The sequence below is a fragment of the Nocardiopsis sp. YSL2 genome (assembly GCF_030555055.1).
Lineage (GTDB): Bacteria > Actinomycetota > Actinomycetes > Streptosporangiales > Streptosporangiaceae > Nocardiopsis.
Map to the genome: position 1 here is coordinate 5,487,811 of NZ_JAMOAO010000001.1, position 24,824 is coordinate 5,512,634.

Here is a 24,824-nt window from a genome sequence, read left to right on the forward strand (position 1 = left end):
CCAGTATGGCCGGGGCCGACGACAGCCCGGGACGCCGTCACAGCCGTTCGGGGGCCTCGTTCCCGACCGCTTCGATGCCCTCGCGCATCCGGGTCCGCCACAGCAGCAGGCCGCCGACGACGAAGAACACGATGAGGGAGAGGATCGCGACCCGGTAGCCGCCGGTGAGGCTCACCGCGATGGTGACCGCGAGCGACCCCAGGAACGTCGATCCCCGGTCGGAGATCTGGTAGAGGCTGAAGTACTCCGCCTCGCGGCCCGGAGGGATCAACTGGGAGAACAGCGCTCGGGCCAGCGACTGCGTGCCGCCCAGGACCAGGCCGATGCCCACGCCCATCGCCACGAACAGCGGGACGTTGCCCGCCGGCAGGAAGTAGGCGAGGGCGACCAGCAGGCACCACACCGCCAGGCTGCCCAGGACCGTGGCCTTGCTGCCCGCCACCCGGGCCACGCGCCCGGCCAGGAAGGCTCCGGCGAAGGCGACGAACTGGATGACCAGGATGGTCATGATCAGCGCGTCCTCCCCCAGGCCCAGGTCCTGGGTCGCGAACGGCGCAGCGTAGCGGATGGCCGCCTGCACACCGTCGTTGAACAGGATGAACGCCAGCAGGAACAGGATGGTGTTGGGGTAGCGGCGCATGTCGCGCAGGGTGTGGGCGAACTGGCGCAGGGAGCCCCCGGCGGCCCGACCCGGCCCCTTCCCCACGGCCAGGGCACCGTAGCGGTCGCGCAGCGGCCGGACCGACAGGACCGTGAAGCCCGCCCACCACAGGCCCACGGACACGAACGCGATCCGCACGGCGTGGCCGGTGTCGATGCCCAGCGAGTCCGCCGAGAGCACCAGGCCCAGGTGGACGGCGAGCAGCAGGGCGCCGCCGAGGTAGCCGATGCCCCACCCCGCGACCGACACCCGGTCGCGTTCGTCCGGGGTGGCGATCTCCGGCAGGAACGCGTTGTAGACCACGATCGAGAGTCCGTACAGGACGTTGGCCAGCACGAACAGCACCGACGCCGCGTGGTATCCGTCGGTGGCCGCGTACAGGCCCGCGGTGCACGCCGAGCCGCCCAGGGCCAGCCAGAGCAGCCAGCGCCTCTTGTGCCGGGAGCGGTCGACCATGGCGCCGACCGAGGGCAGCAGGACGATCTGGAGCAGGATCGCCAGGGTGGTCAGCGCCGGGTAGAGCGCGTTGGGGTGCAGCGTGAACCAGTCCACGCCCAGCGGGGCCAGGGCCAGGGAGGAGTCCTGGCACGCCGCCGCGTCGGCGGCCCCCGCGGAGGCACACGCCAGGGTGCTCATGTAGGGGCCGATGAGGACGGTCACCACGGACGTGATGAACACCGAGTTGGCCCAGTCGTACAGGTACCAGCCGCGCTGCTCGCGTCTGCGCTGTCGCGGATCGGGGGAGGGCGAGTTGTCCGCTCTCGGTGCGGGAGGGGCGTCGGCCATGGGGGACTATCCGTTCTGGAGGGTGCTGTCGGCGCCGGGGTCGGCGCCCGGCCACAGGCCGCGGCGGACCATGATCTCCTTGAGCGCGAGCGTGTTGTCGGTGACGATGCCGTCCACGCCCGCGTCGATCAGGCGCTCCATCACCGCGGGTTCGTTGATGGTCCACACGTGGACCTGCAGGCCCCGCCGGTGCGCGGTGCGGATGAGGTCCCGGCTCAGGACGGGGAAGGACCCCTGGCGCAGGGGGATCTGCGCGCAGACCGGGGCGCGGCCGATCAGCGGCCGCAGCGGCCGCCAGAGCGAGGCCAGGCGCAGGCGCACCACGTCGAGGGGGCCGCAGGAGGTGGCGACCGGGTGGTCGAACAGGCGGCGGGCGCGGTCGAGCCGCCGCTGGTCGAAGGAGCCCACGCACACCCGGTCCCAGGCCTGGGTGCGGCGCAGCACGTCCAGGAGGGGTTCCACCGCCGCGTCCGACTTCAGGTCGATGTTGAACCGGGCCTCGGGCCAGGTGCCGAGCAGGTCCTCCAGGACGGGCACGGGCTCGCTCCCGGCCACGCGGGCCCGGGCGACCTCGTGGTAGGGGAGGTCGCCGATGGCGCCGCTCATGTCGGTGGCGCGGTCCAGCGTGTGGTCGTGGAAGGCCATCAGGACGCCGTCGCTGGTGGCGTGCACGTCCGTCTCCAGGTACGTGTAGCCCAGGTCCACGGCGTGCTGGAAGGCGACCGCGGTGTTCTCCAGCTCGGTCCGGCGTACTCCCTGGCCGTCGGTGAACCACCCGCCGCGGTGGGCGAGCGCCAGGGGAGGGCGTGGGGAGAGGTAGGCGTCTGTCACGTCGCCAGTATGCCCGCTGCGCGTCGTGGCCGGTGGGCCGTCCCCGGCCGGGCCGCCGCGCGAAAAGCTGGAATTCCAGGTGGCACACGGGTGTGCGGATCGCTCCTGGCAGGAGTGAAGGCGGATGTCCTCCCCATGGAAGGAACCTGTTCATGTCGCACTCCCGGCCCTGTCACCCCTGCCCCCGGCTCCTCTGCCAGCGCGACTCCCTCGCCCACCGCCCCGTCACCACGCCCGCCCGCACGCCGCTGCGCCGCCCGGCCGCGGCCCGCCGCCGCGCACCGCTGCGCGGCCACCGCACCCCGGGCGAGGTGCACCTGCTGGCGCAGCGCGTGGCGGAGGTGCTGGTGGGCCGGCGCAGGCCCGAGGCCCTGCGCGACCAGCTGGCGGTGCCCGTGCGCGAGGAGCTGCGCCGCCTGCGCGGGTCGGTGCCCTGTGCTCTGGCGCCCCGCCTCACCCGGGTCTTCCACCAGCCCCTGCCCGGCCGCACCGTGGAGGCCAACGCCGTGATCATGTGCGACCACCGCACCCGGGTCTTCGCCTTCCGGGCCCGCCGCGAGGACGACCGGTGGGTGTGCACCAGCCTGGAGACCGACACCTCCAGGCGCGCGCGGTGAGCCGCCCCGGCCCGTGGCGCCGTTCCGGCGCCGGGCCCGCCTCAGCGGTGAGTGAAATCCCCTGGATCTGCCCTCATCCGCGCAGATAGGGTCCTGCGGACACGGCCCCTGACCCGCCGGCCGGGGGCTCCCCAGGCCCACAGAAGGAGGAGGCGGCCCGGGCCCATCCGGCCCCGGGCCGCCGACGATGCATGAGACCCGTTGACATCGCCCGCCTGCACAGCCTCGGCGCACCCACCCTGTCCCCCGACGGCCGCCGCGCGGTCTTCACCCTCACCCGCCCCGACCTGGAGGCGGACACCTACACCAGCGCGCTGTGGACGGTCCCCACCGACGGCTCCGCGCCGCCCGCCCGCCTGACCCGGGGGGACCGCGACAGCGCCCCCTCGTACTCGCCCGACGGCCGCTGGATCGCCTTCCTGCGGGCCGACGGCGACAAGCGCCCCCAGATCCACGTGCTGCCCGCCGACGGCGGCGAGCCCTGGAAGGTGACCGACCACCCCCTGGGCGCGGGCGAGATCGCCTGGAGCCCCGACTCCACCCGGATCGCCCACACCGCCCGCGTCCCCGAGCCCGGACGCTACGCGGGTACCGAGCCGGACAAGGAGCGGCCGCGCCGCATCACCGGGCTCAAGTACCGCCTCGACGGCCTGGGCTTCACCAACGACCGCCGCAGCCACGTGTTCGTCACGGCCCCGATCGATCCCTCCGGAGCTGCGGGCGAGCCGGTCCGGGTGACCGGCGGCGACGCCGACCACTCCGCCCCGCAGTGGCGCCCCGACGGCTCCGAACTGGTGTTCTGCGCCGCGCTGCACACCACCCGCGACACCGACCTGGTGGCGGACGCCTGGGCGTGCGCCCCGGAGGAGGGCGCCGAGCCGCGCCGGGTGAGCGCAGGCGACCTCGGCGTCAGCAGTGCGCGCTTCTCCCCGGACGGGTCGACCGTGTACTTCCTGGCCGACGAGCTCGGCGCGGACCTGAACGACTTCGTCGGGCAGACCACGGGCGCCTGGTCGGTCCCGGCCGACGCCTCGGCCGCGCCCACCCGGCTGACCCCCGGGGAGGGGCCCCGGCTCCAGCCGGGCCTGCGGGTGACGGGGGACGGTCTGCTGGTTCTGGCCGAGAACCGGGGCGCCGTCGACCTGGTCCTGGTGCCCTTCGAAGCCGGTGTGCGACGGCTCTCCGCCGGCGGAGCGCAGACGCAGTCCTTCGACCACGTGGACGGGGCAGACGGCGGCGTCACCGTGGCGGTCGTGGCCGACGGGCGCAGCAGCGGTGAACTGGTGCTGGTCACCGCGGACGGGGAGCGGCGGCTCACCGGCTTCGCCGAGCTCGACCCGCTGCCGATGACGGAGCTGACGGCGCACACCGCCGACGGCTATCCCGTGCACGGGTGGGTGGCGCTCCCGGAGGGGGAGGGGCCGCACCCGGTCGTGCTCATGATCCACGGCGGTCCGTTCTCGCAGTACGGTCCCCAGCTCTTCGACGAGACCCAGGTCTACGCCGCCGCCGGGTACGCGGTGGTGATGTGCAACCCGCGCGGCTCCTCGGGCTACGGGCACGACCACGGCCGGGCGATCATCGGCTCCGTGGGAGCGACCACCGCGACCGACGTGCTGGCGTTCCTGGACGAGGCGCTCAAGGACGACCGGCTCGACGCGGCGCGCGTGGGGATCATGGGCGGCTCGCACGGCGGGTTCATGACGACGTGGATCGCCGCGCACCACGGTGAGCGGTTCCGCGCGGCCATCAGCGAGCGCGCCGTCAACGCGCTGGACAGCTTCCACGGTTCCTCCGACATCGGGGCGTTCTTCCCCGGTCCGCTGTACGGGCCGCCGGAGGTCTGGGCGAAGGAGAGCCCGCTGACCTACGCCGACCGGATCGACCTGCCCTTCCTGATCATCCACTCCGAGCAGGACTGGCGCTGCCCGGTGGAACAGGCGCAGCGGCTGTTCGTGGCGTTGCGCGCACGCGGGCACGAGACGGAGATGCTGCTCTTCCCGGGGGAGGGGCACGAGATGTCGCGCTCGGGCCTGCCCAGCCACCGGGTGGCCAGGTTCGAGGCCGTCCTGGACTGGTGGGCGCGCCACCTGTGACCGGCCGGGGCCGGGGCCCGACGGCCCCGGCCCCCGTTTCTTCGGCTGTGTGGTTCATGTCACGGGTTCAGGTGTCATGACCTTGTTTTGACGTGCGATGAGCGGGCAGAGAATGTGTCCGTTTCTCCTCCGTGGCGGGTGATCCCGGTTGCTGGGAAGGTTCGTGCAGGTCAGGGGGTTGCCCAAGGGAAGGTAACGAAAGGGTCGCGTTCGGGTCGGGGATGAATTAGTGTTCCCTCAGGCCGGAACGCCCTGATCTGTCACCACCTGGGTGACGGCGTCCGGTCTCCGTCGCACTCTGCTCATCTTGTCCGTCCTTGTCCCAGGAGCAGAGGCCGCCGCAGACAGCCGGCCCGCCCCCGCGGCCCACACGCCGCAGCCGGACCCCCTCCCACGCATCCCCGCACACCTGCCACAGGTGTGCCTTCGGGATGCCCTGCGCCGGTAGGCGGGAGTGGGAGGAAGGCAGTCGGTCCAGTGACTCGCACACCCCGTTCGCGTACCCCGCGCCGTGGCGCCACGGTCGGCGCCCTCACCCTGGGCGCCCTCGTCCTGTCGTCGGGCCTGGCCGCGGCCGAGCCCACCCAGGAGGAGGCCCAGGAGCGCTACGAGGAGCTCCAACAGGAGCTGTCCGAACTCAACGAGGCCTACAACCAGGCCCAGGAGGACCACGTGGCGGCCGAGGTCGAGGCCGAGGAGGTCGAGGGGCGGCTGGAGGCGGCCGAGGAGGAGCTGGACGAGGTGTCCGGCCAGGCCGTCAACATCGCCCAGTCCGCCTACGTCGGCGCCAGCTACAGCACCTTCGGCGTCCTCTTCGGCGTCTCGCCCGACGACGCCCTGCAGAACATCGCCGACCTGGACTTCCTGTCCGTGGGGCAGGACATCGTCCTGGAGGACCACGTCGGGGCGGTCGAGCGCTTCGAGGGGCTCAAGACGCAGGCCCAGGAGGCCGAGACCGCCGCCGCCGAGGCCGTGGAGGCCGCCGAGGCGGCCCAGGAGGAGGGCGAGGCCGCGCTGGAGGAGCAGGAGGAGCTCGTCGCCGAGCTCGCCCCGGAGCCGGTCGCGGCCCCCTCCTCCGGCGGATCCGCGCAGAACGCGCAGGCCGCGGCGGCCTCGGGCGACGTCCAGGCCGTCCTGGACTTCGCCCGCGCCCAGATCGGCAAGCCCTACGTGTGGGGCGGTACCGGTCCGGACTCCTACGACTGCTCGGGCCTGGTCCAGGCCGCCTGGGCGCAGGCCGGGGTCAGTCTGCCCCGCACCACCTACGACCAGGTCAACGCCGGTACGCCCGTCTCACGCGACGAGCTGCAGCCGGGCGACCTGCTGTTCTTCTACAGCGCGTCGGCGCCCAGCCACGTGGGGATCTACTCCGGCGACGGCATGATGATCCACGGCTCCAACCCCTCCAAGCCGCTGGAGGAGGTCGACCTGGCCTCGTACTGGGACAGCGTCTTCACCGGCGCGGTCCGGGTGGGCTGACCCGCGCGGGCGGCGCCGGCCGCGCGGCGCCGACCGGAGCGCCGCCGGGGTGGCCGGTGCCGCCCCGGCCGCGTATCCTTCCGCGCATGGGACGACTTCTGATCAGGATCGCCGCAGGTGTCGCGGCCGTGCTGCTCCTCTTCTGGCTCCTCTCCATCGTGGTCGGCCTGCTGGTATGGATCGTCATGATCGCGGCCGTCGTCGGCGTGGTCTGGCTGGGCGTGAAGATGCTCAGGTCCGACACCGGACCCGGGCGCTGAGCCGCCGCCGGAGGGGAGGCGCCGTGCTCCGCGCGAGCGCGGCGCCTCCTGCGTGTGCGTGGCCCGCGCTCGCACGGATGCGTGACACCGGGGTGATCAGCACCACATGAGGACACCAAACAGGGTTATAGTGACTCTGTGTCACTGAATAAGTACGTAGGGTGCGATGGTGTCTCCCATCGAGGCCGGGTGGAACGCGTTCCGACCCGCGTCTTCCGCAACGACTGGGGTGCGCTGACACCGCCCGTCCTCGGACGCTGGACACCCGAGATGCGGGTCAGCGTGGTGATCCCGGCCCGAGGCGGCCAGCGCCGCCTCGATCTCGCCCTGGCCTCCCTGGCCGCCCAGACCTACCCCGGCGACCTGATCGAGGTCGTCGTCGTGGACGACCACTCCTCGCCACCCCTGCGGCTGCCCGCCCTGCGCCCCGAGCACTGCCGGATCCTGGCCGCTCCCGACGGCGGCTGGGGCGCCGGGTTCGGGCGCTCCTACGGTGCCCACGCCAGCACCGGCGACATCCTGCTCTGGATGGACGCCGACATGATCGCCGCCCCCGGCTTCGTCGAGGCTCAGGCCCGCTGGCAGCACACGCACGCCGAGTGCGTCACCCTCGGCCGGGTCCGCTTCGCCGACACCGGCCCGGCCCATCCCGCCGAAGTGCTCTCCCTGTCCCGGGCCGGACGGCTCCACGACGCCCTCGACACCGGGCGCCACCACGAGTGGATCACCCACCTGCTCGCGACCAGTGAGGATCTGCGCGACGCCGACCACCTGGGCTTCCATGCCTACATGGGCGCGGCCGCCGCCCTGCGCCGCAGCCTGTACGAGGCGGCCGGCGGCGTCGACCCCGACCTGGACCTGGGCCAGGACACCGAGTTCGGCTACCGCCTCTGGCAGGCCGGAGCCGTCCTGCTGCCCGAGCCCGCGGCGACCGCCTGGCACGTCGGCCGAGCCACCACCGCCCGCACCCGCCTGCCCTCCGAGCGCTACCGCACCGAGGTCCTGGCCGAACTCATGCCCCACCCGCACGCCTACCGCGAGCGCCTCCCCGCGCACCGGCGCCGCGTCCCGCTCGTGCACGCCGTGGTCGACGTGCGCGGCGCCTCCTACGACCTCGTCCGCGGCTGCGTCGACCGCCTTCTGGACAGCGCCGAGACCGACCTGGTGCTCACCCTGGTCGCCGACTGGGAGGGCGCCGACCACGACCCCGCGGCGCCCGGCGGCCCGCACCTGGACCTGCGCCTGGTCCAGGCCAACTACCTGCGCGAGCCACGGATCACCTTCGCCGGGGCCCCGCCGCTCACCGGCTTTCCCTCGCCCTTCCTGCTCCAGGTGCCCGTCGCCTGGGGCCTGGGCCAGGTGGCCCTGTCCCGGCTCCTGGCCAGCGCCGAGCGCCACCGGGCCGGGCTCACCGAACTCTTCCCCGCGGCCTCGCCCTCCCACGACGCCGGAGTGCGGCTGTGGCGCACCAGGGCGCTGGCGCGAGCGCTGCGGGTCCGCGCGGACGGGGAGGACCTCGCCGACGTGGTCGCCGCCCTGCACGGCCGCTACCGCATCCACGCGGGCGAGGACACGCTGGCCGACCTGTCCCTGTACCGGTCGGTCCCACCGCCACCGCGCGCCCAGTCGGACCCGCCCGCCCGCGCTCCCGCGGTCGCCGTGCCCCGGCAGTCCGGGCCTGCGGCTCCGGACGGGTCCGGTGTGTCCGAGGCGACGGCCGGGCGGGACGGCCGGGGCTCCGGGCAGGGGCGGCCGGCGGTCGGGGCGGTCGCCCCCGTCGGTGATCGTGCGGGCCGCGTCCGCGCCTGGCTCGCGGCCGTGTGGCACCGGACCCGCCGCCGGGGGCGCGGGCCCGCGCGCGCCTGACCCGCCGCGACGGCCTGACCCGCACTCGCGGTGACCGGGCCCGCCGTCCCTGGGCGGGCGCCGGCCCTCCCGTCGACCTCACGCCGCACGCGCGGTGCGGGAGGGAACCGGGATGGTCGGTGCTGTGCGTGGGACTCGGCGGGATCCGGCGCAGGCTGGACCGGGCGCGGCCCGGGGCCCGCCGACGCTGCCGGGCCGACGGGGGAAGACGCCGGCCCGACGAACGGGCGGGCACCGCGGAGCGCGCCACCACCCGGCCGCAGGGGTGACCGAGTGCGATGCGATCACTGCGTACGGTACCCGATCGGGAGGGGGCGGCGGACACGCCGCGGTGCGGTGTGTCCGCCGCCCCCCGGGCGTGCGCCGCGGATCAGTCCGCGGCGCCGATCGCGTCGATCGACTCCAGCAGCTGTTCGCGCAGCGACTCGTTCACCGGTGTGGAGCCCGTCTCCTCCGAGACCAGCTCCTGGCCCTCCGGGCTGACCACGTAGCGCAGGAACGCCTGGACCCGCTCGGTGATCCGGGCGTCGTCGTACTCCGCGCACACCGCCTCGTAGCTCACCAGCACGAGCGGATAGCTGCCCGGCTCGGTCGTGCCGTAGTCCAGGGCCAGCGCCAGGTCGAACTCGCTGGCGTTCTCCTCACGGCGGGGGGAGTCGGCGACCACCTGCGCCGCGGCCTCCGGCGAGATCTCCACGAACTCCCCGCCCACGCCCACGGCGACCGTGGACATCTCGTGCACGTGGGACATCTCCACGTATCCGATGGCCCCCTCGGCGCGCCCGACCGTGTCCGCGATACCGCTGTTGCCCTGGGCGGACTCGCGCGGCGTGATCGGCCACATGCCGTCCGCCTCGTGCGGCCAGGCGTCCGGCGCGGCCTCCTGCAGGTATCGCGTGAAGTTCTCCGTGGTCCCGGAGTCGTCGGCGCGGTTGACCGGGGTGATCGGCATGTCGGGCAGGTCCGCGTCCGGGTTCGCCTCGGCGATCTCAGGATCGTCCCAGTGGGTGATCTCCTGGTTGAAGATCTTGGCGATCGTGTCCGGCCGCAGGTTCAGCGAGTCCACGCCCTCCAGGTTGAAGACCACGGCGATGGCGACCACGTACGCGGGCAGGTTGAGGGTGTTCGCGCCCCCGCACCGCTCCATCGCGTCGGTGTTCTCCTCGGGGGTGAAGGCGGCGTCCGTCCCGGCGAAGTCGACCGCGCCGTCGATGAACTGGCTGCGGCCGCCGCCCGACCCGATCGAGTCGTAGTACACGCGTGCGTCCTCGCACGCCGACTGGTAGCCCGCGATCCAGGTGGTCATCGCGTTCTCCTGGGCGCTGGACCCCGCCCCCGAGAGGCTGCCGGAGAAGCACTCCAGGTCCGCGGGCGTCGGCAGGTCCCGCGCCCCCGGCACGGCGTTGTCGCTGCCGCAGGCGGTGGCCGCCAGCAGCAGGCCGGCCAGCGCGGCCGAGGCCGCACCCCGGTGGGCGCCGAGCGGGCGCTGGGCTCGGGTCTGGGTGCGCGAACGCTTCTTGGACGGCACGACTGGATCTGTCCCCTTCATCGGTCTCGGTGGTCCTCTCCGTGTGTGCACCGCGCGCGGCCCCTCCGGGGCGGTTCGCCGCAGGTGATGGAACACCGCCGAGCATTTAACCATTGGCGGGCCGTGGCCCCGACCCGGGTCCCGCGGGCCACGGATGCGCCGGACCTGCGGCGGCATGCATGACACGCGGGCGGGACGGGCACGGATCATCCGTGAAGAGCACCGACGACACGCCCGCGGACACCGCTCCGACGTCAACCTACCGCCTCCAACTGGGCCCCGGGTTCACCCTGGACGACGCCACTGACCAGCTCGACTACCTGCACCGGCTCGGTGTCGGCGCCGTCTACCTCTCCCCGGTGCTCACCGCCGCGCCCGGGTCGTCGCACGGCTACGACGTGGTCGATCCCACCCGCGTCGCGCCCGTCCTGGGCGGCGACACCGCCCGCGCGGCCCTGGCCGACAAGGCACACGGGCTCGGCCTGGGCGTGGTCGCCGACATCGTGCCCAACCACATGTCCGTGGCCCAGCCCGCCGCCAACCCCTGGTGGTGGGACGTCCTCGAACACGGCCGGGACTCGGTCTTCGCGCGCTGCTTCGACATCGACTTCGACCGGGGACCGCTCCTGGTGCCCGTCCTGGCCGACGACGGCGACGGCGGCCGGGCCGCCCTGGACGACCTCGCCGTCGCCGACGGCTGCCTGGTCTACCACGACAAGCGCTACCCGCTGGCGCCGGGCACCCACGAGCCCGGCGCACCGGTCCAGCGGCTGCACGAGCGCCAGCACTACCGCCTGGTGTCCTGGAGGCGCGGGGACACGGAGCTGAACTACCGCCGCTTCTTCGACGTCAACGAACTGGCCGCCGTCCGCGTGGAGGACCCGGGCGTGTTCGACGCCACCCACGCCGAGATCCTGCGCTGGGCCGGGCTCGGCCAACTCGACGGACTGCGCGTGGACCACGTCGACGGACTCACCGATCCCGGCGGCTACCTGCGCCGCCTCGCCGAGCGCTTCGGCGGGTGGATCGTGGTGGAGAAGATCCTCGCCCCCGACGAGGACCTGCCCCAGTCCTGGCCGGTGGCGGGCACCACCGGCTACGACGCCCTGCGCGAGGTCTGCGGGGCGTTCACCGACCCCGGAGGCGAGCCCGCCCTGACCGCGCTGGCCGAAGCGCAGGGAGTCGAGACCGACACGGGGGCCGCCGACGACCACGCCCGCCACCAGGCCGCCTCCGAGCTGCTGTGCGCCGAGGTCCGCCGCATCGCCGCCCTGCTCCCCGCCCAGCCGCCCGCCACCACCCCCCGGCCCTCGGCCATGGCCGACCGTCAGCGGGAGGACGCCGTCGCCGAGCTGCTGTGCGCCTTCGACGTCTACCGCTCCTACCTGCCCGAGCAGACCGACGCCTGGACGCGCGCGGTGCGCCGCGCCATCGACCGCCGACCCGACCTCGCCTTCGACCTGGAGGTCATCGACCGCCGCGTACGCGCCGACCCCAGGGGCGAGGCCGCGCGGCGCATCCAGCAGACCAGCGGCATGGTCGTGGCCATGGGCACGGAGAACACCGCCTTCTACCGCGCCACCCGCTTCGTCGCCCTCAACGAGGTCGGCGGCGACCCCGGCCGCTTCGCCGTGGACCCCGGCGAACTGCACACGGCCGCGGCCCGTCGCGCCGCCGCCCGACCGCACACCATGACCACCCTGTCCACCCACGACACCAAGCGCTCGGAGGACGTGCGGGCCCGGCTGGCCGCGCTCTCGGAGGTGGCCGAGGACTTCGCCGACGCCGTCCGCCGCTGGACCGAGCGCCGCCCCCTGCCCGAACCCGCCCTGAACCTGCTCGGCTGGCAGACCCTCGTCGGCGCCTGGCCCATCGGCACGGACCGGCTCGCGGAGTACCTGCTCAAGGCGGCCCGGGAGGCGCGCCTGGGCACCTCCTGGACCGCACCCGACACCGGCTTCGAGGAACACGTGCGGGCCTGGCCCGGCCAGGTGCTGGCCGACGCCGACCTGTGCGCCGAGGTCGCCGCGATGGCCGAGTCGCTGCTGCGGCCCGGGTGGAGCAACTCCCTGGGGCAGAAGGCCGTCCAGCTCCTGGGCCCCGGCGTCCCCGACGTCTACCAGGGGACCGAGCTGTGGGACCTGTCCCTGGTGGACCCCGACAACCGCCGACCCGTGGACTGGGCGGCCCGCACCGCGCTGCTCGAACGGATCGAGTCGGGATGGCGACCGCCCGTGGACGCCTCCGGCGCCGCCAAGCTCCACCTGGTCCGCACCTGCCTGCGCGCGCGCCGCGACCTCGACCCCGCCGGCTACCTCCCGCTCACCGCCACCGGGCCGGCCGCCCGCCACGCACTGGCCTTCGCCCGCACCTCGCGCGGGGCCGCCCGGCCCGACCTGGCGGTGGTCGCCACCCGGCTGCCGATCGCGCTGGCCGAGACGGGCGGATGGGGTGAGACGTCCCTCGCGCTGCCCTCGGGGCCGGGCGCGTGGACCGACCGGCTCACCGGACGCGCCCTGGCACCGGCCACCGCCGACGGCCTCACCCTGGCGGGCCTGGCCGGCCTGCTCGACCGCTACCCGGTGGCCGTGCTGGTCCGGGAGTGACCGGAACCGGCGCCGACCCGGCTACGCTGGGCGCGATCATGGCGCGAGAGAACACCACACACCACACCGGCCCCCGGCTGCGCATGCCCGACCGTGTCGCGGCGGTGCTGGCCTGCCCCGTCTGCGGCGACGGGCTCGACCGCGGAGAGCGCGGGTTGGCCTGCGACCGGGGGCACGCCTTCGACATCGCCCGGGAGGGCTACGCCGGGCTGCTCACCGGATCCACCCCGCCCGGCACCGGCGACAGCAAGGAGATGGTCGCCGACCGCGTGCGCTTCCAGGCCGCCGGCCACTACGATCCCCTCGGCCGCGCCCTGGCCGAGGCCCTGGCACAGACGGTTCCGGCGCCGCTGATCGCAGACGTCGGCGGCGGCACCGGCCACTACCTGACCCAGGTGCTCGACGCCCGGCCCGACGCCGTGGGGCTCACCCTCGACGTGTCCAAGTTCGCCGTCCGCAGGGCCGCCCGCGCCCACGAGCGCGGCGGAGCCGTCACCGCCGACACCTGGCGGCCCCTGCCGCTGCGCACCGGATCGGTCGACGCCCTGCTCAACGTTTTCGCCCCGCGCAACGCCGCCGAGTTCCGGCGCGTCCTGCGCCCCGACGGCGTGCTGGTCGTCGTCACCCCCGACACCGATCACCTCGCCGAACTCCGGGCGCCCCTGGGGCTGCTGGAGGTGGACCCGCGCAAGGACGAGCGCCTCGCCGAGTCCCTGCACGGCGACTTCGCTCCGGCGCAGGCCCGGCCGCTGCGCTTCACCATGGAACTCACCCACGAGGACGCGGCCACCGTCGTCGGCATGGGCCCCAGCGCCCGCCACATCACCCCCGCCGACCTGCGCGACCGCATCGCCGCACTGCCCGCCCCCGTCACGGTCACCGCGTCCGTGCGGCTGCACGGCTACCACCCGTGCTGACACCGCCGGTCGGTCCGGCGGGCGCGGCGAGGCACCCCGGTCACGATCGCCCGGCGTGAAGGGTCCGGCACCGGGGTAGGTGACCCTCCGTGAGCGAACAGGAGACCGTGTCCACCACCACCGCGACGCCCGGACGGGGGGTGGACGGCGACTTCGCCGTCTGGGCGCCCCACGCCGCCCGCGTCACCCTGCGTGCCGACGGCGCCGACCACCGCATGCGGCGCGGCGACGACGGCTGGTGGCGCGCCGGCGTCGACACCGCTGGACCCGGAACCGACTACGCCTACCTCCTGGACGAGGACCCGCGGCCGCTGCCCGACCCGCGCTCGCTCCGGCAGCCCGGGGGTGTCCACGCCGCGAGCCGCGTCTACGACCACGCCGCCCACACCTGGACCGACGGCTCCTGGACCGGCCGCGCCCTGCCCGGCGGCGTGGTCTACGAGCTGCACGTGGGCACCTTCACCCCCGAAGGGGACCTGTGGTCGGCCGCCGAACGGCTGGACCACCTGGCCGACCTCGGCGTCACCCACGTCGAACTCCTGCCGCTCAACGCCTTCGACGGCACCCACGGATGGGGCTACGACGGCGTCCTGTGGTCGGCCGTGCACGAGCCCTACGGCGGCCCCGACGCGCTCAAGGCCTTCGTCGACGCCGCCCACGCCCGCGGCCTGGCCGTCCTGTTGGACGTGGTCTACAACCACCTGGGACCCTCCGGGGCCTACCTGCCCCGCTTCGGCCCCTACTTCTCCGGGGAGAACGCCTGGGGGCCCTCGCTCAACCTCGACGGACCTGACTCCGACCCCGTGCGCCGCCACGTCCTGGACGGCGCGCTCGACTGGCTGCGCCACTTCCACCTGGACGGGTTGCGCCTGGACGCCGTCCACGCCCTGCGCGACGACCGCGCCACACCGCTGCTCGCCGCGCTCTCCGACGAGGTCGAGGCGCTGGCCACCGCCCTGGGCCGGCCGCTGGCGCTGATCGCCGAGTCCGACCGCAACGACCCGCGCACGGTCGCGCCCCGCGAGGCGGGCGGCCTGGGGATGGACGCGCAGTGGTCCGACGACCTCCACCACGCCCTGCACGTGGCCCTCACCGGAGAGACCCACGGCTACTACGCCGACTTCGACGATCCCGAGGCGCTGCCCACCACGCTGACCCGCGCGTTCTGGCACGCGGGCACCTACTCCTCCTTCCGCCGCCGCACCCACGGCGCCCCCGTGGACACCGTGCGCGTCCCGGGCCACCGCTTCCTCGGCTACCTGAGCAACCACGACCAGATCGGCAACCGCGCGCGCGGCGACCGCATGGGCGAGCGGCTCTCGCCCACACTGCTCGCCTGCGGCGCCGCGCTGGTCCTGTGCTCGCCCTTCACACCCATGCTCTTCATGGGCGAGGAGTGGGCCGCCACCACTCCCTGGCCCTTCTTCGCCTCCTTCACCGACCCCGACCTGGTGGAGGGCGTACGGCGCGGCCGCCGACGCGAGTTCGCCGCCCTGGGATGGGCCGAGGAGGACGTACCCGACCCCATGGACCCCGCCACCCGCGACTCCGCCGTCCTGGACTGGGACCAGCGCGACCACAAGCACCACGCGCTGGTCCTGGAGACCTACCGCTCCCTCATCGCCCTGCGCCGGGACGAACCCGAACTGGCCGACCCGCGCCTGGACCGGTTCGAGGTCGTGGCGAGCGGCGACGGCCGTCAGCTCGTCCTGGTCCGCGGCGGCCTTCGCGTGGTCTGCAACCTGGACCCGGTCGACGCCGAAGTCGAACTCGACGCCCCGCCCCGCGAACTCCTGTTCGCCAACGGCCGCCCGCGCGTGCGCGGCACACTGGTCGACCTGCCGGGGGAGTGCTTCGCCGTCCTGCGGCTGTGAGCGGGCCGCTCCTGGGCCGTCGGATGGTCAGCGGGCGAAGCGCTTGAGAGTGTCGGTGTCCAAGACGATCCCGACACCAGGGACCCGTACGGCCTCGCCGTAGGGGTGCTCTGACCGGTCCAGGTATCGACCTGCCACCGGTCGGGAGTGGACTACGACGGCGTTGGCGTCGCGGTCCACCAGCAGGTAGACGCCGATACCGGTTGCCGCGTACGCGGCGGGTTCCTCGACACGGTCCGCGGAGTTATCGGCTTCGCAGGACTTCCTCGACCGAGTTCGTTCCCTCGTCGAGCACACCGAACACCGTCAGCCACTGGTCCGGGGAGACCGTCCCCACGGGTGCGTCCGGCGGGACTCCGGCCGCGCGCAGCGCCGCCGCCACCCGGCGGGCCGGGTGTGCCCGGCGCAGCGACGCGCCCAGCGACCCGCCCACCCCGCCGAACCCCAGCTCCACCAGGTGCCGGTAGGCCGCTCGGCGCTCGGCCGCCACCAGGGGCCGCGCGCGTCGGTCCAATACGAGGATCCCGGCGTCCACGCGGGGCACCGGCCGGAACCGGTCGCGGTCGATCCGGCCCGCCAGCGACCACGACCACTCCGGCCACGTCAGCACCGTCAACCGGCTCCAGCGCCCGCAGGCGCCGGTGCGCTTGCGCGCGTACTCCAGCTGCGTGACCAGCGTGGCCCGGGTCAGGTCCCGTGCCGCAAGGCACCACCGCACGATGTCGGCGGTGCGGGCGTAGGGGATGTTGCCCACCACGGCGAAGGGGCCGCGGGGCGGGCGGGAGCGGGTGAAGTCGGCGCGCACCACCCGCAGCGGCCGGCCGCGGTAGCGCGCGGCCAGGCGGTCGGCCAGGCGGGGGTCGAGCTCGTAGGCGGTCACCCGGCCGGCCGCGGGGACGAGGAAGCGGGTGATCGCGCCCTCGCCGGGACCGATCTCGACCACCAGGTCGTCGGGTCCGATCCCGGACAGGCGCACCACGCGCCGGGCGGCACCGGGATCGGCGAGGAAGTTCTGGGACAGGCGGCGCCGGGTGTCTCCGGCGGAGGTGCGTCGCGGGCGTGCGGTACGTGCCACGGTGCGGTCCGTTCCAGCCACGGGGTGGCCGACAAGGACGGGCGCCGAGTTCGGGCGCGGCACTGTGCGCACGCCGGGGAAGGTCCGGGCGGCCCGTCCTGGAGGAAAGTGGACAGGCGGGACCTGGACCGGAGCGGGGAGGGTGCGCGCGCCACCGCGCCCGAACGCGCACGAGTGGCGCGGGCGGGCGGCGTGGGGCGCGGGCGGCCTCGACGCCTCCGGGCGCGAACGCGCGCCGAACAGAGGCCTCGGGCGCCGGCTACCGGTCCAGGGAAGCGGACCGGGGCCGGACGACGAGTTCAGGGGCGCTCAGGGACCAGGTCAGGGCCCGGTCCTCTATCGCGCAGAAGCAGCACATGCGCCCCACCGTAGGAGGGTCCCCCACGGCCGGGCAACGGGTTTTCCCTGCGGGGTGGGCGGTCGGGAAAACGACTCGCCCCGGCGGGCGTGACCACGCCATACTCGCGACCATGCCGAACTTCGCGGACTTCGACACCCGCCACTACCGCACGGTCGACGTGGCCACCGGCTACGACGGCTGGTCGAGCACCTACGAGGACTCCGTCCTGGACGCCATGGACCTCGCCCTGCTGGAGGGCCTCGCCCACCCCGACTGGGCCGCCGTCCGGCGCGCCGCCGACCTGGGATGCGGCACCGGGCGCACGGGCGCCTGGCTGCGCGGACGGGGCGTGGCGCGCGTGGACGGCGTCGACCTCAGCGCCGGAATGCTCAAGCTGGCCGACGCGCGCGGCGCCCACGACAGCCTCACCCAGGGGGACGTGCGCGCGAGCGGTCTGTCCGAGGGCGCCTACGACCTGGTGATCGCCTCACTGATCGACGAGCACCTGCCCGACCTGGCCCCGCTCTACGCCGAGGCCCGGCGCCTGGCCGCGCCGGGCGGGACCTTCGCCCTGGTCGCCTACCACCCGCAGTTCATGATGGTGTCGGGCATGCCCACGCACTTCACCGACGACGCGGGGGAGGACGTGGCCATCACCACCCACGTGCACCTGCTCAGCGACCACGTGCGCGCGGCTCTGGCCGCCGGGTGGCGGCTGGCCGAGCTGTCGGAGGCCACCGTGGACGACGACTGGGTCGCGGCCAAGCCGAAGTGGGAACGGTTCCGCGGCCACCCCATCTCCGCCGCCCTGGTGTGGGACCTCCCGGCCTGACGGATCGGGTTCCCCGCGCCGCCCGCGCGGCCCCGGCCGGGCTCACGGCGCGGTCAGGGCCGCCAGCCACACGTCGCGGTAGCGCTCCACGTAGTCGGCGGCCGGACCCCAGTGCTCCGCGTGACCCTGCGCGTGCAGCCGGGCCCACGGCTGGACGCCCGTGCGCGCCCCCTCCCGCAGGGTGTGGAACATCCCCCGCACCCGGTACAGGACCGCGTCGGGCAGTTCCCGCCGCTGGGCGCCGTCGCAGCCGTACCCGTCGGCCAGCGCGCGCAGGCGACGGGCGTCGGCCCGCGGGTCGCCGCCGGGGTGCAGGGGAACGAAGCCGTGCGCGGCGTAGCCCAGGTCCTCCATCCGCGAGCCCGGGGCGGCGCCGTCCCAGTCCACGAAGACCCAGCGGTCGCCGTCGCGGACCAGGTTCCACGGCGCGAGGTCGTGGTGGCACACGACCTCCTCGCGCAGCGGCCGCAGCCATGCCTCCCACACGGCGTCCCGCGGCGGCCGGTAGTCGGCGGTCAGGTCGTGCAGGCGCCGGATCGTCCCCCCGACCCGGCCCAGCTCGGCCGCGCTCAGTGGTGCCATCCGATCGGCCATCGTCCCGGGCACGTACTCCAGCACCTGTCGGCCGCGGTCGTCGCGGCCCAGCCCGGCCGGAGCGCCCTCGTAGCCGCGGCGCTCCAGATAGCGCAGCAGGTCCAGGACCGACGGTGAGGAGCGGAGCCAGGGCTTGCGCACCGTCGCGCCCGCTCGCACGACCTCCGCGGCCACGTTGCCGCCCGTCATCGGTGTCTCGTCCGGCCCGGAGGGCCACAGGTCCGCCATGGCCCCATGCTCGGGCCGGGCGGGCGGGCGCGTCCACCGGTTTTGCCGGGCACGGGGCAGGCCGGACCCGTGGCCGACTCCGGCTCCCGGCGTCGGGCGCCGGGGTCTGTCGGGGCTATCCGGCGTGGTGTCGCGCCCCGTCCGAGTCCAGGGCCGCGCGGTCGATCCGCGCCATCGGCACGAGCAGCGTCAGCACGAGCAGCGCCATCACCGCGAACACAGCCCGCACGCCCAGGAACTCGGCCAGGAGCCCGCCCGCGGCCGCACCCAGCGGCATGGTGCCCCAGGCCAGCAGCCGGTAGGCGCTGTTGACCCGGCCGAGCAGGGCATCGGGGGTGGTCCGCTGGCGCAGCGACACCGTGATGACGTTCCACACCGCGATCCCGACCCCGCCGACCAGGAAACAGGCCGCCACCCCGTACGGGTTCGTGCTCAGCGCCGGCGCGCCGACCAGCAGGGCGAAGGTCAGGACGGTCACCCACAGCGACCGCCCCCGGCCCAGGAACCGTTCGATCCGTTCGGCGCCCAGCGCTCCGAGCAGGCTGCCCGCGGCGGTCGCGGTCAGCAGCACCCCGTACCCGGGCTCGGTCAGGCCCAGGGCCGACTCCGGGCCGACCGCGTACAGCACCAGCACGGCGAACGCCGCGTTGGTCGCGAAGTTGGACACGCCCACCATGACCGCGAGCGCCCGCAGCAGGCGGTGCCTCCACAGGAACCGCAGGCCCTCGGCGATGTCGGACCGCAGGGGCGCGGGCGCCCCCCGCGCGACCCGGTAGCGGCCGCCGACGGTCAGCAGCGCCCCCAGCGCCGCCAGCCACAGCCCGGCCGGAGTGGCGAAGGCGGTGACCAGACCCAGCGCCGCCAGCAGACCGCCCAGCGGCGGGCCGACGAACTGCTGCGCGGTCAGCTCCGCGGCGTGCAGGCGGCCGTTGGCGGCCGAGAGCCGGCCGCGCGGCACCACCTGCGGCAGGATCGACTGCGCGGAGGTGTCGTAGACGGTCTCGGCCACACCCACGCACAGCGCCACGGCGTACAGCGCCCAGATCGACGCCGTGCCCGAGGCCAGGACCAGTGCGAGGGCGGTGAGGGCGAGGGCGCGAACGAGGTTGGCGCCGAGCATCGCCGTGCGCCGGTCGACCCGGTCGGCCAGGGCTCCGGCGGGCAGCGCGCACACCAGCCAGGGGAGGGTGAGCGCGAAGGTCACGCCCGCCACCAGGGGTGGGGAGTCGGTCAGCCGCAGCGCGGCCAGGGGCAGGGCGACCTTGAGCACGCCGTCGGCCAGGTTGGACAGCACGGAGGAACCCCACAGCCGCCAGAAGCGGCCGCCCAGGGCCGCGGAGGGGGAGGGGGCGTCGGTGGGGCGGGAGGATTCGTCCATGGGTCGAGGATTCCAGATCGATTGAGAAAACTCAATCGATTCATCGGTTCCCCATGGTTGTTACGCTGACGGCCATGAGCGACGAGGAAGAGCACGGCGCCCCCGCCCCGGCGCCGCGCCGGCGGCGCCCGGCCACCGTCCGCGAGGCCAAGGCCCTGGCCCACCCGCTGCGCGTGCGTATCCTGCGCCTGTGCCTGCACCGCGAGCTCACCAACCGGGAACTCGCGGACCGCCTCGACACCGCGCCCGGCACCGTCCTCTACCACGTGCGACAGCTCGTGGCCGCGGGCCTGCTGGTGGCCGAACCCGTGCGCACCGGCGCCGGCGGGGCGCTGGAGAAGCCCTACCGCGCCACCGGCGAGTCCTGGTGGCTGGACGGGTCCCAGCCGCCGGGGGGCACCGACGGCTCCGCCCCGGTGAGCGCCTTCCAGCAGGAGTTGGCCGAAGCCGGCCCCGAGTCGGTACGCGCGTTCGCGCGCTTCGCGCTGCACCTGTCCGACGAACAGGTCGCCGAACTCGACCGCCGCATCCTCGCCGTCCTGGACGAGTACGTGGCCACCGACCACCAGCGCCGGGACCAGCCGCTGTACGGCGGGGCGTTCATCCTGCACCGCCCCGCCGAATGAGCCTCAGCCGCCGCCCGGACACACGCGAGGGCGGGGGCCGAGGCAGGAGGCGGAACACGGGAGCCGTGTCCCCGCGCCGGCGCTGCGCCCCGCCTCACAGGCGCAGCCAGGTCCCGGCGGGGGCCTGCTGGCCGCGCCCGGGGACGGAGTAGTCGCACACCCCGTCGGCGAAGACCGCGGCGGCGCGCTCGGCCTGCTCCTCGTCGAAGTCGGCCGGGTGCTCGGCGGCGTCGAAGGGCCGCAGGCGGCACGCCAGGACGTCGGAGGACAGCGGCGCGCCCGCCACCGTGCGCGGAGACGTGTGCACGGGAAAGGCGTCCGCGCAGGGATCGCCGCCGGTCAGGGGGCGCTGCTCGGCCGCCACGCGCTCGGCCGCCGGCCCGCCCACCCAGCACGAGTCCACGAGCCACTCCGGCCGGGCCGTGCGCACGTGCTCGGCGCGCGGCCGCTCGGGACGGGCCCTCTCCTGCTCGCGGATGCCGCTCACCCAGGCGTCGATTTCGGTCAGGGCCCGCCCGGAGACCGGCGCCGACGCGGAGAAGCGACCGTGCTCGCGCGACTCCGCCAGCATCACGTGGTTGTCCGCGTGGCCGTTGGCCGCGACCATGCGCGCCCGCGTGGAGAAGGAGTGGTAGCGCTGGTGGATGTCCCCGCCGGGAGTGTCGTCCTGATACGCGCGGTAGTCCACCACGGGGATGTCGGCCAGCCCGTTTCCGGTGTACAGCACCCGCCCGGTCCGGTAGGCGGCGACGACCGCGCCCGGGTCGGCGCGCATCCGCTCCCCGACCACCCGGCCGTCCTCGTCCAGGCCCCCGATGTGCTCGTTCAGGTGCAGGAAGGCGTCCACGTCGAGTGTGCCGTCGAGCAGGGCGCCGAGACCGTACTGGACGCCGACGTTGTCCAGCGGGCGCCGGGGCAGGCCGGTGTCCGGGTCGGTGCCGTAGACGTTGACGGTGTGCGCGAACAGCTCACAGCGGGCCCCGCCGGGGTTGTCCTCGGGGTGGTAGACCTCGTGCTCGGACCACCGGGCGGGGCACGTGCCCGCGGGGTCCAGGCGTACGGCCGAGTCGGCCATCCTCTCGATGTTCGCCCAGTGCCCGAACCCCGACACCGCCGTCTGCCGGTCGCGCGTGAGCGCGTCGGGGTGGGCCCGCGTGTAGGCGTGCAGCAGGCGGGCGTCGGCCACCGCCGGGACCACGGACGAGACCACGTCCGGGAAGCTCTGGGCGACCACGATCCCGTCCAGCAGGCCCGGGTGGTTGTCGGCGATCTGGTGCGCCTGGTAGGCGCCGCCGGAGTTGCCCCAGCCCAGGGTCGCGTCGGGCACCCCGTGGGAGAGGACGAAGCGCTCCTTGACCGCGGCGGCGCTCTCGGCGGCCAGCAGGTCGTTGCAGTTGTGGCCGAACACGTTCAGAGAGGACGAGGCGACCGCGTACCCCCGGGCGAGCATGCCGGGGTCCAGGACACCGGCGGTGGAGCGGCCCTGGACGTACCAGCCGCCCGCGCATCCGCCGCCGAACCTGAACACGAGCCGGCCGTTCCAGCCCGGGTGCCGGTGCCAGGGGTCGGGACCCTCCTCACCCGGCGCGTACAGCACCGCCGTCTCGTAGATCGACCGGTTCGCCGTACCCGTCTCCACGCGCACGGTGTAGGGGACCGTCCGACCCGTGGTGGTCGTGGTCTCGGCCGCGTCGGCGGGCACCCGGTCCGGGTCGGGCAGCTCCGCCCACGCTCCGCCGGTGGTCCGGTATATGTACCGGACCACGGTCCGCGCCGAGCAGTCCGCGTCCAACGGCGGTCCCAGCGTCCCGCCGCCGTGCAGCGCGAAGTCGTCGGTCTGGCACACGAACGGCTCCTCGTGCGGGCCGGAGAACACCGGACCGGCGGCGGGGTGGTTGGTGACCGGGAGCCGCGCCGAGCGGTCGGAGCCGCGCACCGTCGCCACCAGGGCGGAGCCGCCCACGGGCAGGCCGGTGACCACGCCCTCCAGCGCCAGTCCGCCGTCGCCGAGCACGACCGTGCGCAGGTTCCCGGTGACGTCGGCGCCGTCGGCGGCCAGCCGCACCAGGTGCGGTTCGACCGAGGCGGGCAGGGCCACGCGCACCAGCGCGGTGCCGTCCGTCACGGTGTCGGGGCGGGAGGAGAGCACCTCGACCGTGAGCGGACGGGTGCCGTCGGGGGCCGCCTCCGCGCCCACGGGCGGTGCCGGGGGAGGCCTCGCGGGCGCGGCCGAGGAGGGCAGCGCCGCGGCGACGACGGCGGGCAGTCCGGCCAGGGGCGCGCCGGAGACCGTGAAGAGGGCGGCCAGTGCGGCCGCGCCGGCGCCGAGCAGGACCCGCGTGCCGCGGCGGCTCAGCACGGGCGGCCCGCGGCGCGGGAGGGGCCGGCGGCGCGCTCGCCGACCGGGTACGTCTGATCACCCGGGCGGGTAGGACCCGTGTGGCGGCCGGCGGCGTTCCGGTTACTCCGTGGCCGCCGAGGACTGCGCGCTCCCATAGGGGGAGCGGTACCCCGAACCGGGACGAACCGAACCCGGACCGGGGCGGGTGCGGAAGGCACTCCCGCCCCGCGGCGGACCACCGGCTCGCGAACGCACGCCGGGCGGCCCGTCCGGCCCGGGCCGACCGCCGTCACGGCTCCGCGTCCCCGCCGTCCCCGGGAACGCCGAACCCCGCGGTCAGCTCCTGGCGATCCGTCGGCCGGAGATCCGGCTCGGCACGATCTTGAGGACCTGGTCGCGCACACCCGAGGCCCAGGGCTTGGCGAGCTGCCCCTGCGGGATGCGGCTCAGCTCACCGGTGTCGCGAATCCACCGGCACCGGCCCGAGACGAGCACGCTCCACCCCTCGAAGCGCTCGTGGTCGAAGTGGTCCACCTCGAAGGCGGCGTACCCGCGCCCGTGCCGCATGATGGTCCCGGCCAGGTTGGACCGGAACACGATCGTGTCGTTGAGCAGCGTGTAGTTCACCGGCAGCACCGTGGGGGCGGCGTCGCCCTCGATGGTGAAGGCCACCCGCCCGATGCCGCGTGTGGACAGCAGGTTGAGGCAGGTCTCCCGTTCCAGCACGGTGAAGCTGGAGTCCGTGCTCTCGGCGATGTCCGCGCCCACCAGCAGTTCGGCGTCCTCGCTCAGCTGCTCGGTGCCCGCCAGGTCCGAGGCCGCGCGCGGAGCAGGGGCTGCGGGTGCCCCCGTGACACCCCCGCGCCCCTGTGCCGACTCGTTCGAACCGCTTGAAGAAGTCATCACACGCCCCCTGTCACACGCCGGTCCGGCTGCCTTCCCGCCACCATCATCCTCGTTGCTCGTACCGTCGACGTGGTCCGTCGGTCCCGGCCGGGGCGCAGAAGGTCCTCGATCCTCGCCTCCCCCGGGGACCTGGGGCTCAAACAGCGCGGGACGTTCGGCTCACGACCCGCACCGCCCACAGTGGCTAGGCTGTGCTTCCAGAGCCGTGGCCCCGTCTGTCCGCGGTGGCCGGGCGACCCGGAATTCCCAGGGCGGCGGTGACGAAAGGTGGTCGGCCGATGAGCGGTGACGGCATGATCCGAGTGTTCCTCGTGGACGACCACGAGGTGGTGCGGCGCGGTGTGGGATCCCTCCTGGCCGACGAGGCCGACATCGACATCGTGGGCGAGGCCGGCACCGCCGCACGTGCCAAGGCCCGGATCCCGGCGCTCGCCCCGGACGTGGTCGTTCTGGACGTGCGCCTGCCCGACGGCGACGGGGTCACGCTGTGCCGGGAGATCCGCTCCCAGCTCCCCGAGACGCGCATCCTCATGCTGACCTCCTACTCCGACGACGATGCGCTCTACGGCGCCGTGATGGCCGGGGCGTCGGGGTACATCCTCAAACAGATCCAGGGCACCGACCTCGTCGGCGCCGTGCGCACCGTGGCGGAGGGCCGCTCACTGCTCGACCCGGAGTCCACGACCCGGATGCTGCGCCGGCTGCGCGAGGACGCCGTGCGCCAGGACCCCCTCAGCGACCTCACCGAGCAGGAGCGGCGCGTCCTGGAGCTGATCGGCGAGGGCATGACCAACCGGGAGATCGGCGCCAGGATGTTCCTGGCCGAGAAGACGGTGAAGAACTACGTCTCGCGGGTGCTCGCCAAACTGGGCATGGCACGGCGTACCCAGGCGGCCTCCTACGCGACCAAGCTGTCCATGGGCGATGACCGGGCCCACCGGTAGCGTCCGGCCCGGCCGCCGCAGCGGCCGGGATGCTCCTCG

20 protein-coding genes are annotated in these 24,824 nt (G+C 74.5%); 11 read left to right on the forward strand and 9 right to left on the reverse strand.

Going from position 1 to position 24,824, the window contains the following annotated elements; genetic code table 11:
* Positions 1 to 37 precede the first annotated feature (37 nt).
* Together M1P99_RS24260 and M1P99_RS24265 are read right to left on the reverse strand one after the other, a co-directional pair.
* Positions 38 to 1,447, reverse strand: coding sequence for an MFS transporter (locus tag M1P99_RS24260; RefSeq protein WP_304454886.1), 1,410 nt, complete (start codon positions 1,445 to 1,447; stop codon positions 38 to 40).
* Between the two features lie 6 nt (positions 1,448 to 1,453).
* Entirely contained in the window at positions 1,454 to 2,278 is an 825-nt protein-coding gene (locus M1P99_RS24265; RefSeq protein ID WP_304454887.1) for a glycerophosphodiester phosphodiesterase, read from the reverse strand.
* 152 nt (positions 2,279 to 2,430) lie between these two features.
* Between M1P99_RS24265 and M1P99_RS24270 the strand changes: the two genes are divergently transcribed.
* The 5 genes from M1P99_RS24270 to M1P99_RS24290 all read left to right on the forward strand — a co-directional run bounded on the left by M1P99_RS24270 (position 2,431) and on the right by M1P99_RS24290 (position 8,596).
* Complete coding sequence (locus M1P99_RS24270; RefSeq protein WP_304454888.1) at positions 2,431 to 2,895, forward strand: Rv3235 family protein; 465 nt, start codon at positions 2,431 to 2,433, stop codon at positions 2,893 to 2,895.
* Positions 2,896 to 3,086: 191 nt separating this feature from the next.
* A complete protein-coding gene (locus tag M1P99_RS24275) occupies positions 3,087 to 4,991 on the forward strand; it encodes a S9 family peptidase (protein WP_304454889.1) in 1,905 nt (634 codons plus the stop codon).
* A gap of 477 nt (positions 4,992 to 5,468) precedes the next feature.
* Positions 5,469 to 6,470, forward strand: a complete 1,002-nt coding sequence (locus tag M1P99_RS24280; RefSeq protein ID WP_304454890.1) for a C40 family peptidase — start codon at positions 5,469 to 5,471, stop codon at positions 6,468 to 6,470.
* Positions 6,471 to 6,556: 86 nt separating this feature from the next.
* The gene (locus tag M1P99_RS24285; RefSeq protein ID WP_304454891.1) at positions 6,557 to 6,730 is read left to right on the forward strand and encodes a hypothetical protein; all 174 of its coding nucleotides are present in this window, start codon (positions 6,557 to 6,559) and stop codon (positions 6,728 to 6,730) included.
* 189 nt (positions 6,731 to 6,919) lie between these two features.
* Positions 6,920 to 8,596, forward strand: coding sequence for a glycosyltransferase (locus M1P99_RS24290; protein WP_304454892.1), 1,677 nt, complete (start codon positions 6,920 to 6,922; stop codon positions 8,594 to 8,596).
* A 370-nt stretch (positions 8,597 to 8,966) separates the two neighbouring features.
* On the opposite strand, the gene pstS is transcribed toward M1P99_RS24290, so the two are convergent.
* The gene (pstS, locus tag M1P99_RS24295) at positions 8,967 to 10,145 is read right to left on the reverse strand and encodes a phosphate ABC transporter substrate-binding protein PstS (RefSeq protein WP_304454893.1); all 1,179 of its coding nucleotides are present in this window, start codon (positions 10,143 to 10,145) and stop codon (positions 8,967 to 8,969) included.
* 158 nt (positions 10,146 to 10,303) lie between these two features.
* Here pstS and treY point away from each other — a divergent pair, with 158 nt between their 5' ends.
* From treY to treZ, 3 genes are all read left to right on the forward strand, one after another.
* Positions 10,304 to 12,730 carry a malto-oligosyltrehalose synthase gene (gene treY / locus M1P99_RS24300; RefSeq protein WP_304454894.1) on the forward strand — a complete coding sequence of 809 codons (2,427 nt, stop codon included), beginning with the start codon at positions 10,304 to 10,306 and terminating at the stop codon, positions 12,728 to 12,730.
* Positions 12,731 to 12,768: 38 nt separating this feature from the next.
* On the forward strand, positions 12,769 to 13,647 hold the full coding sequence (locus M1P99_RS24305; RefSeq protein ID WP_304454895.1) for a putative RNA methyltransferase: 879 nt from the start codon (positions 12,769 to 12,771) through the stop codon (positions 13,645 to 13,647).
* Between the two features lie 89 nt (positions 13,648 to 13,736).
* A complete protein-coding gene (gene treZ / locus M1P99_RS24310) occupies positions 13,737 to 15,521 on the forward strand; it encodes a malto-oligosyltrehalose trehalohydrolase (protein WP_304454896.1) in 1,785 nt (594 codons plus the stop codon).
* Between the two features lie 27 nt (positions 15,522 to 15,548).
* Here the strand turns inward: treZ and M1P99_RS24315 are convergent, their stop codons facing one another.
* Positions 15,549 to 15,818 (reverse strand): Uma2 family endonuclease, encoded by a 270-nt coding sequence (locus M1P99_RS24315; RefSeq protein WP_304454897.1) that lies wholly within the window; start codon positions 15,816 to 15,818, stop codon positions 15,549 to 15,551.
* Positions 15,766 to 16,596, reverse strand: a complete 831-nt coding sequence (gene erm, locus M1P99_RS24320) for an ErmE/ErmH/ErmO/ErmR family 23S rRNA (adenine(2058)-N(6))-methyltransferase (RefSeq protein WP_304454898.1) — start codon at positions 16,594 to 16,596, stop codon at positions 15,766 to 15,768. The genes M1P99_RS24315 and erm overlap by 53 nt, the downstream gene beginning before the upstream one ends.
* A gap of 470 nt (positions 16,597 to 17,066) precedes the next feature.
* Between erm and M1P99_RS24325 the strand changes: the two genes are divergently transcribed.
* The gene (locus M1P99_RS24325; protein WP_304454899.1) at positions 17,067 to 17,768 is read left to right on the forward strand and encodes a class I SAM-dependent methyltransferase; all 702 of its coding nucleotides are present in this window, start codon (positions 17,067 to 17,069) and stop codon (positions 17,766 to 17,768) included.
* A gap of 42 nt (positions 17,769 to 17,810) precedes the next feature.
* Here M1P99_RS24325 and M1P99_RS24330 read toward each other — a convergent pair whose 3' ends face one another.
* Complete coding sequence (locus tag M1P99_RS24330) at positions 17,811 to 18,590, reverse strand: phosphotransferase (protein WP_304454900.1); 780 nt, start codon at positions 18,588 to 18,590, stop codon at positions 17,811 to 17,813.
* Between the two features lie 115 nt (positions 18,591 to 18,705).
* The gene (locus M1P99_RS24335; protein ID WP_304454901.1) at positions 18,706 to 19,968 is read right to left on the reverse strand and encodes an MFS transporter; all 1,263 of its coding nucleotides are present in this window, start codon (positions 19,966 to 19,968) and stop codon (positions 18,706 to 18,708) included.
* Positions 19,969 to 20,042: 74 nt separating this feature from the next.
* On the opposite strand from M1P99_RS24335, the gene M1P99_RS24340 reads away from it, so the two are divergent.
* Positions 20,043 to 20,594 (forward strand): transcriptional regulator, encoded by a 552-nt coding sequence (locus M1P99_RS24340; RefSeq protein WP_304454902.1) that lies wholly within the window; start codon positions 20,043 to 20,045, stop codon positions 20,592 to 20,594.
* A 94-nt stretch (positions 20,595 to 20,688) separates the two neighbouring features.
* Here M1P99_RS24340 and M1P99_RS24345 read toward each other — a convergent pair whose 3' ends face one another.
* Together M1P99_RS24345 and M1P99_RS24350 are read right to left on the reverse strand one after the other, a co-directional pair.
* Complete coding sequence (locus M1P99_RS24345; protein WP_304454903.1) at positions 20,689 to 22,953, reverse strand: DUF6351 family protein; 2,265 nt, start codon at positions 22,951 to 22,953, stop codon at positions 20,689 to 20,691.
* Positions 22,954 to 23,271: 318 nt separating this feature from the next.
* Positions 23,272 to 23,838, reverse strand: a complete 567-nt coding sequence (locus tag M1P99_RS24350; RefSeq protein WP_304454904.1) for a pyridoxamine 5'-phosphate oxidase family protein — start codon at positions 23,836 to 23,838, stop codon at positions 23,272 to 23,274.
* Positions 23,839 to 24,119: 281 nt separating this feature from the next.
* Here M1P99_RS24350 and M1P99_RS24355 point away from each other — a divergent pair, with 281 nt between their 5' ends.
* Positions 24,120 to 24,785, forward strand: a complete 666-nt coding sequence (locus tag M1P99_RS24355; protein WP_304454905.1) for a response regulator transcription factor — start codon at positions 24,120 to 24,122, stop codon at positions 24,783 to 24,785.
* Positions 24,786 to 24,824 lie beyond the last annotated feature (39 nt).

Excerpts from the sequence above, each read along its gene's own strand:
- M1P99_RS24260 (WP_304454886.1), bottom strand. The coding sequence starts at position 1,447 with ATGGCCGACGCCCCTCCCGCACCGAGAGCGGACAACTCGCCCTCCCCC.
- pstS (WP_304454893.1), bottom strand. The coding sequence starts at position 10,145 with ATGAAGGGGACAGATCCAGTCGTGCCGTCCAAGAAGCGTTCGCGCACC.
- M1P99_RS24285 (WP_304454891.1), top strand. The coding sequence starts at position 6,557 with ATGGGACGACTTCTGATCAGGATCGCCGCAGGTGTCGCGGCCGTGCTG.
- M1P99_RS24330 (WP_304454900.1), bottom strand. The coding sequence starts at position 18,590 with ATGGCGGACCTGTGGCCCTCCGGGCCGGACGAGACACCGATGACGGGC.
- M1P99_RS24355 (WP_304454905.1), top strand. The coding sequence starts at position 24,120 with ATGAGCGGTGACGGCATGATCCGAGTGTTCCTCGTGGACGACCACGAG.
- treY (WP_304454894.1), top strand. The coding sequence starts at position 10,304 with ATGACACGCGGGCGGGACGGGCACGGATCATCCGTGAAGAGCACCGAC.
- M1P99_RS24305 (WP_304454895.1), top strand. The coding sequence starts at position 12,769 with ATGGCGCGAGAGAACACCACACACCACACCGGCCCCCGGCTGCGCATG.
- M1P99_RS24335 (WP_304454901.1), bottom strand. The coding sequence starts at position 19,968 with ATGGACGAATCCTCCCGCCCCACCGACGCCCCCTCCCCCTCCGCGGCC.
- M1P99_RS24350 (WP_304454904.1), bottom strand. The coding sequence starts at position 23,838 with ATGACTTCTTCAAGCGGTTCGAACGAGTCGGCACAGGGGCGCGGGGGT.
- M1P99_RS24270 (WP_304454888.1), top strand. The coding sequence starts at position 2,431 with ATGTCGCACTCCCGGCCCTGTCACCCCTGCCCCCGGCTCCTCTGCCAG.
- M1P99_RS24275 (WP_304454889.1), top strand. The coding sequence starts at position 3,087 with ATGAGACCCGTTGACATCGCCCGCCTGCACAGCCTCGGCGCACCCACC.
- M1P99_RS24340 (WP_304454902.1), top strand. The coding sequence starts at position 20,043 with ATGAGCGACGAGGAAGAGCACGGCGCCCCCGCCCCGGCGCCGCGCCGG.
- M1P99_RS24325 (WP_304454899.1), top strand. The coding sequence starts at position 17,067 with ATGCCGAACTTCGCGGACTTCGACACCCGCCACTACCGCACGGTCGAC.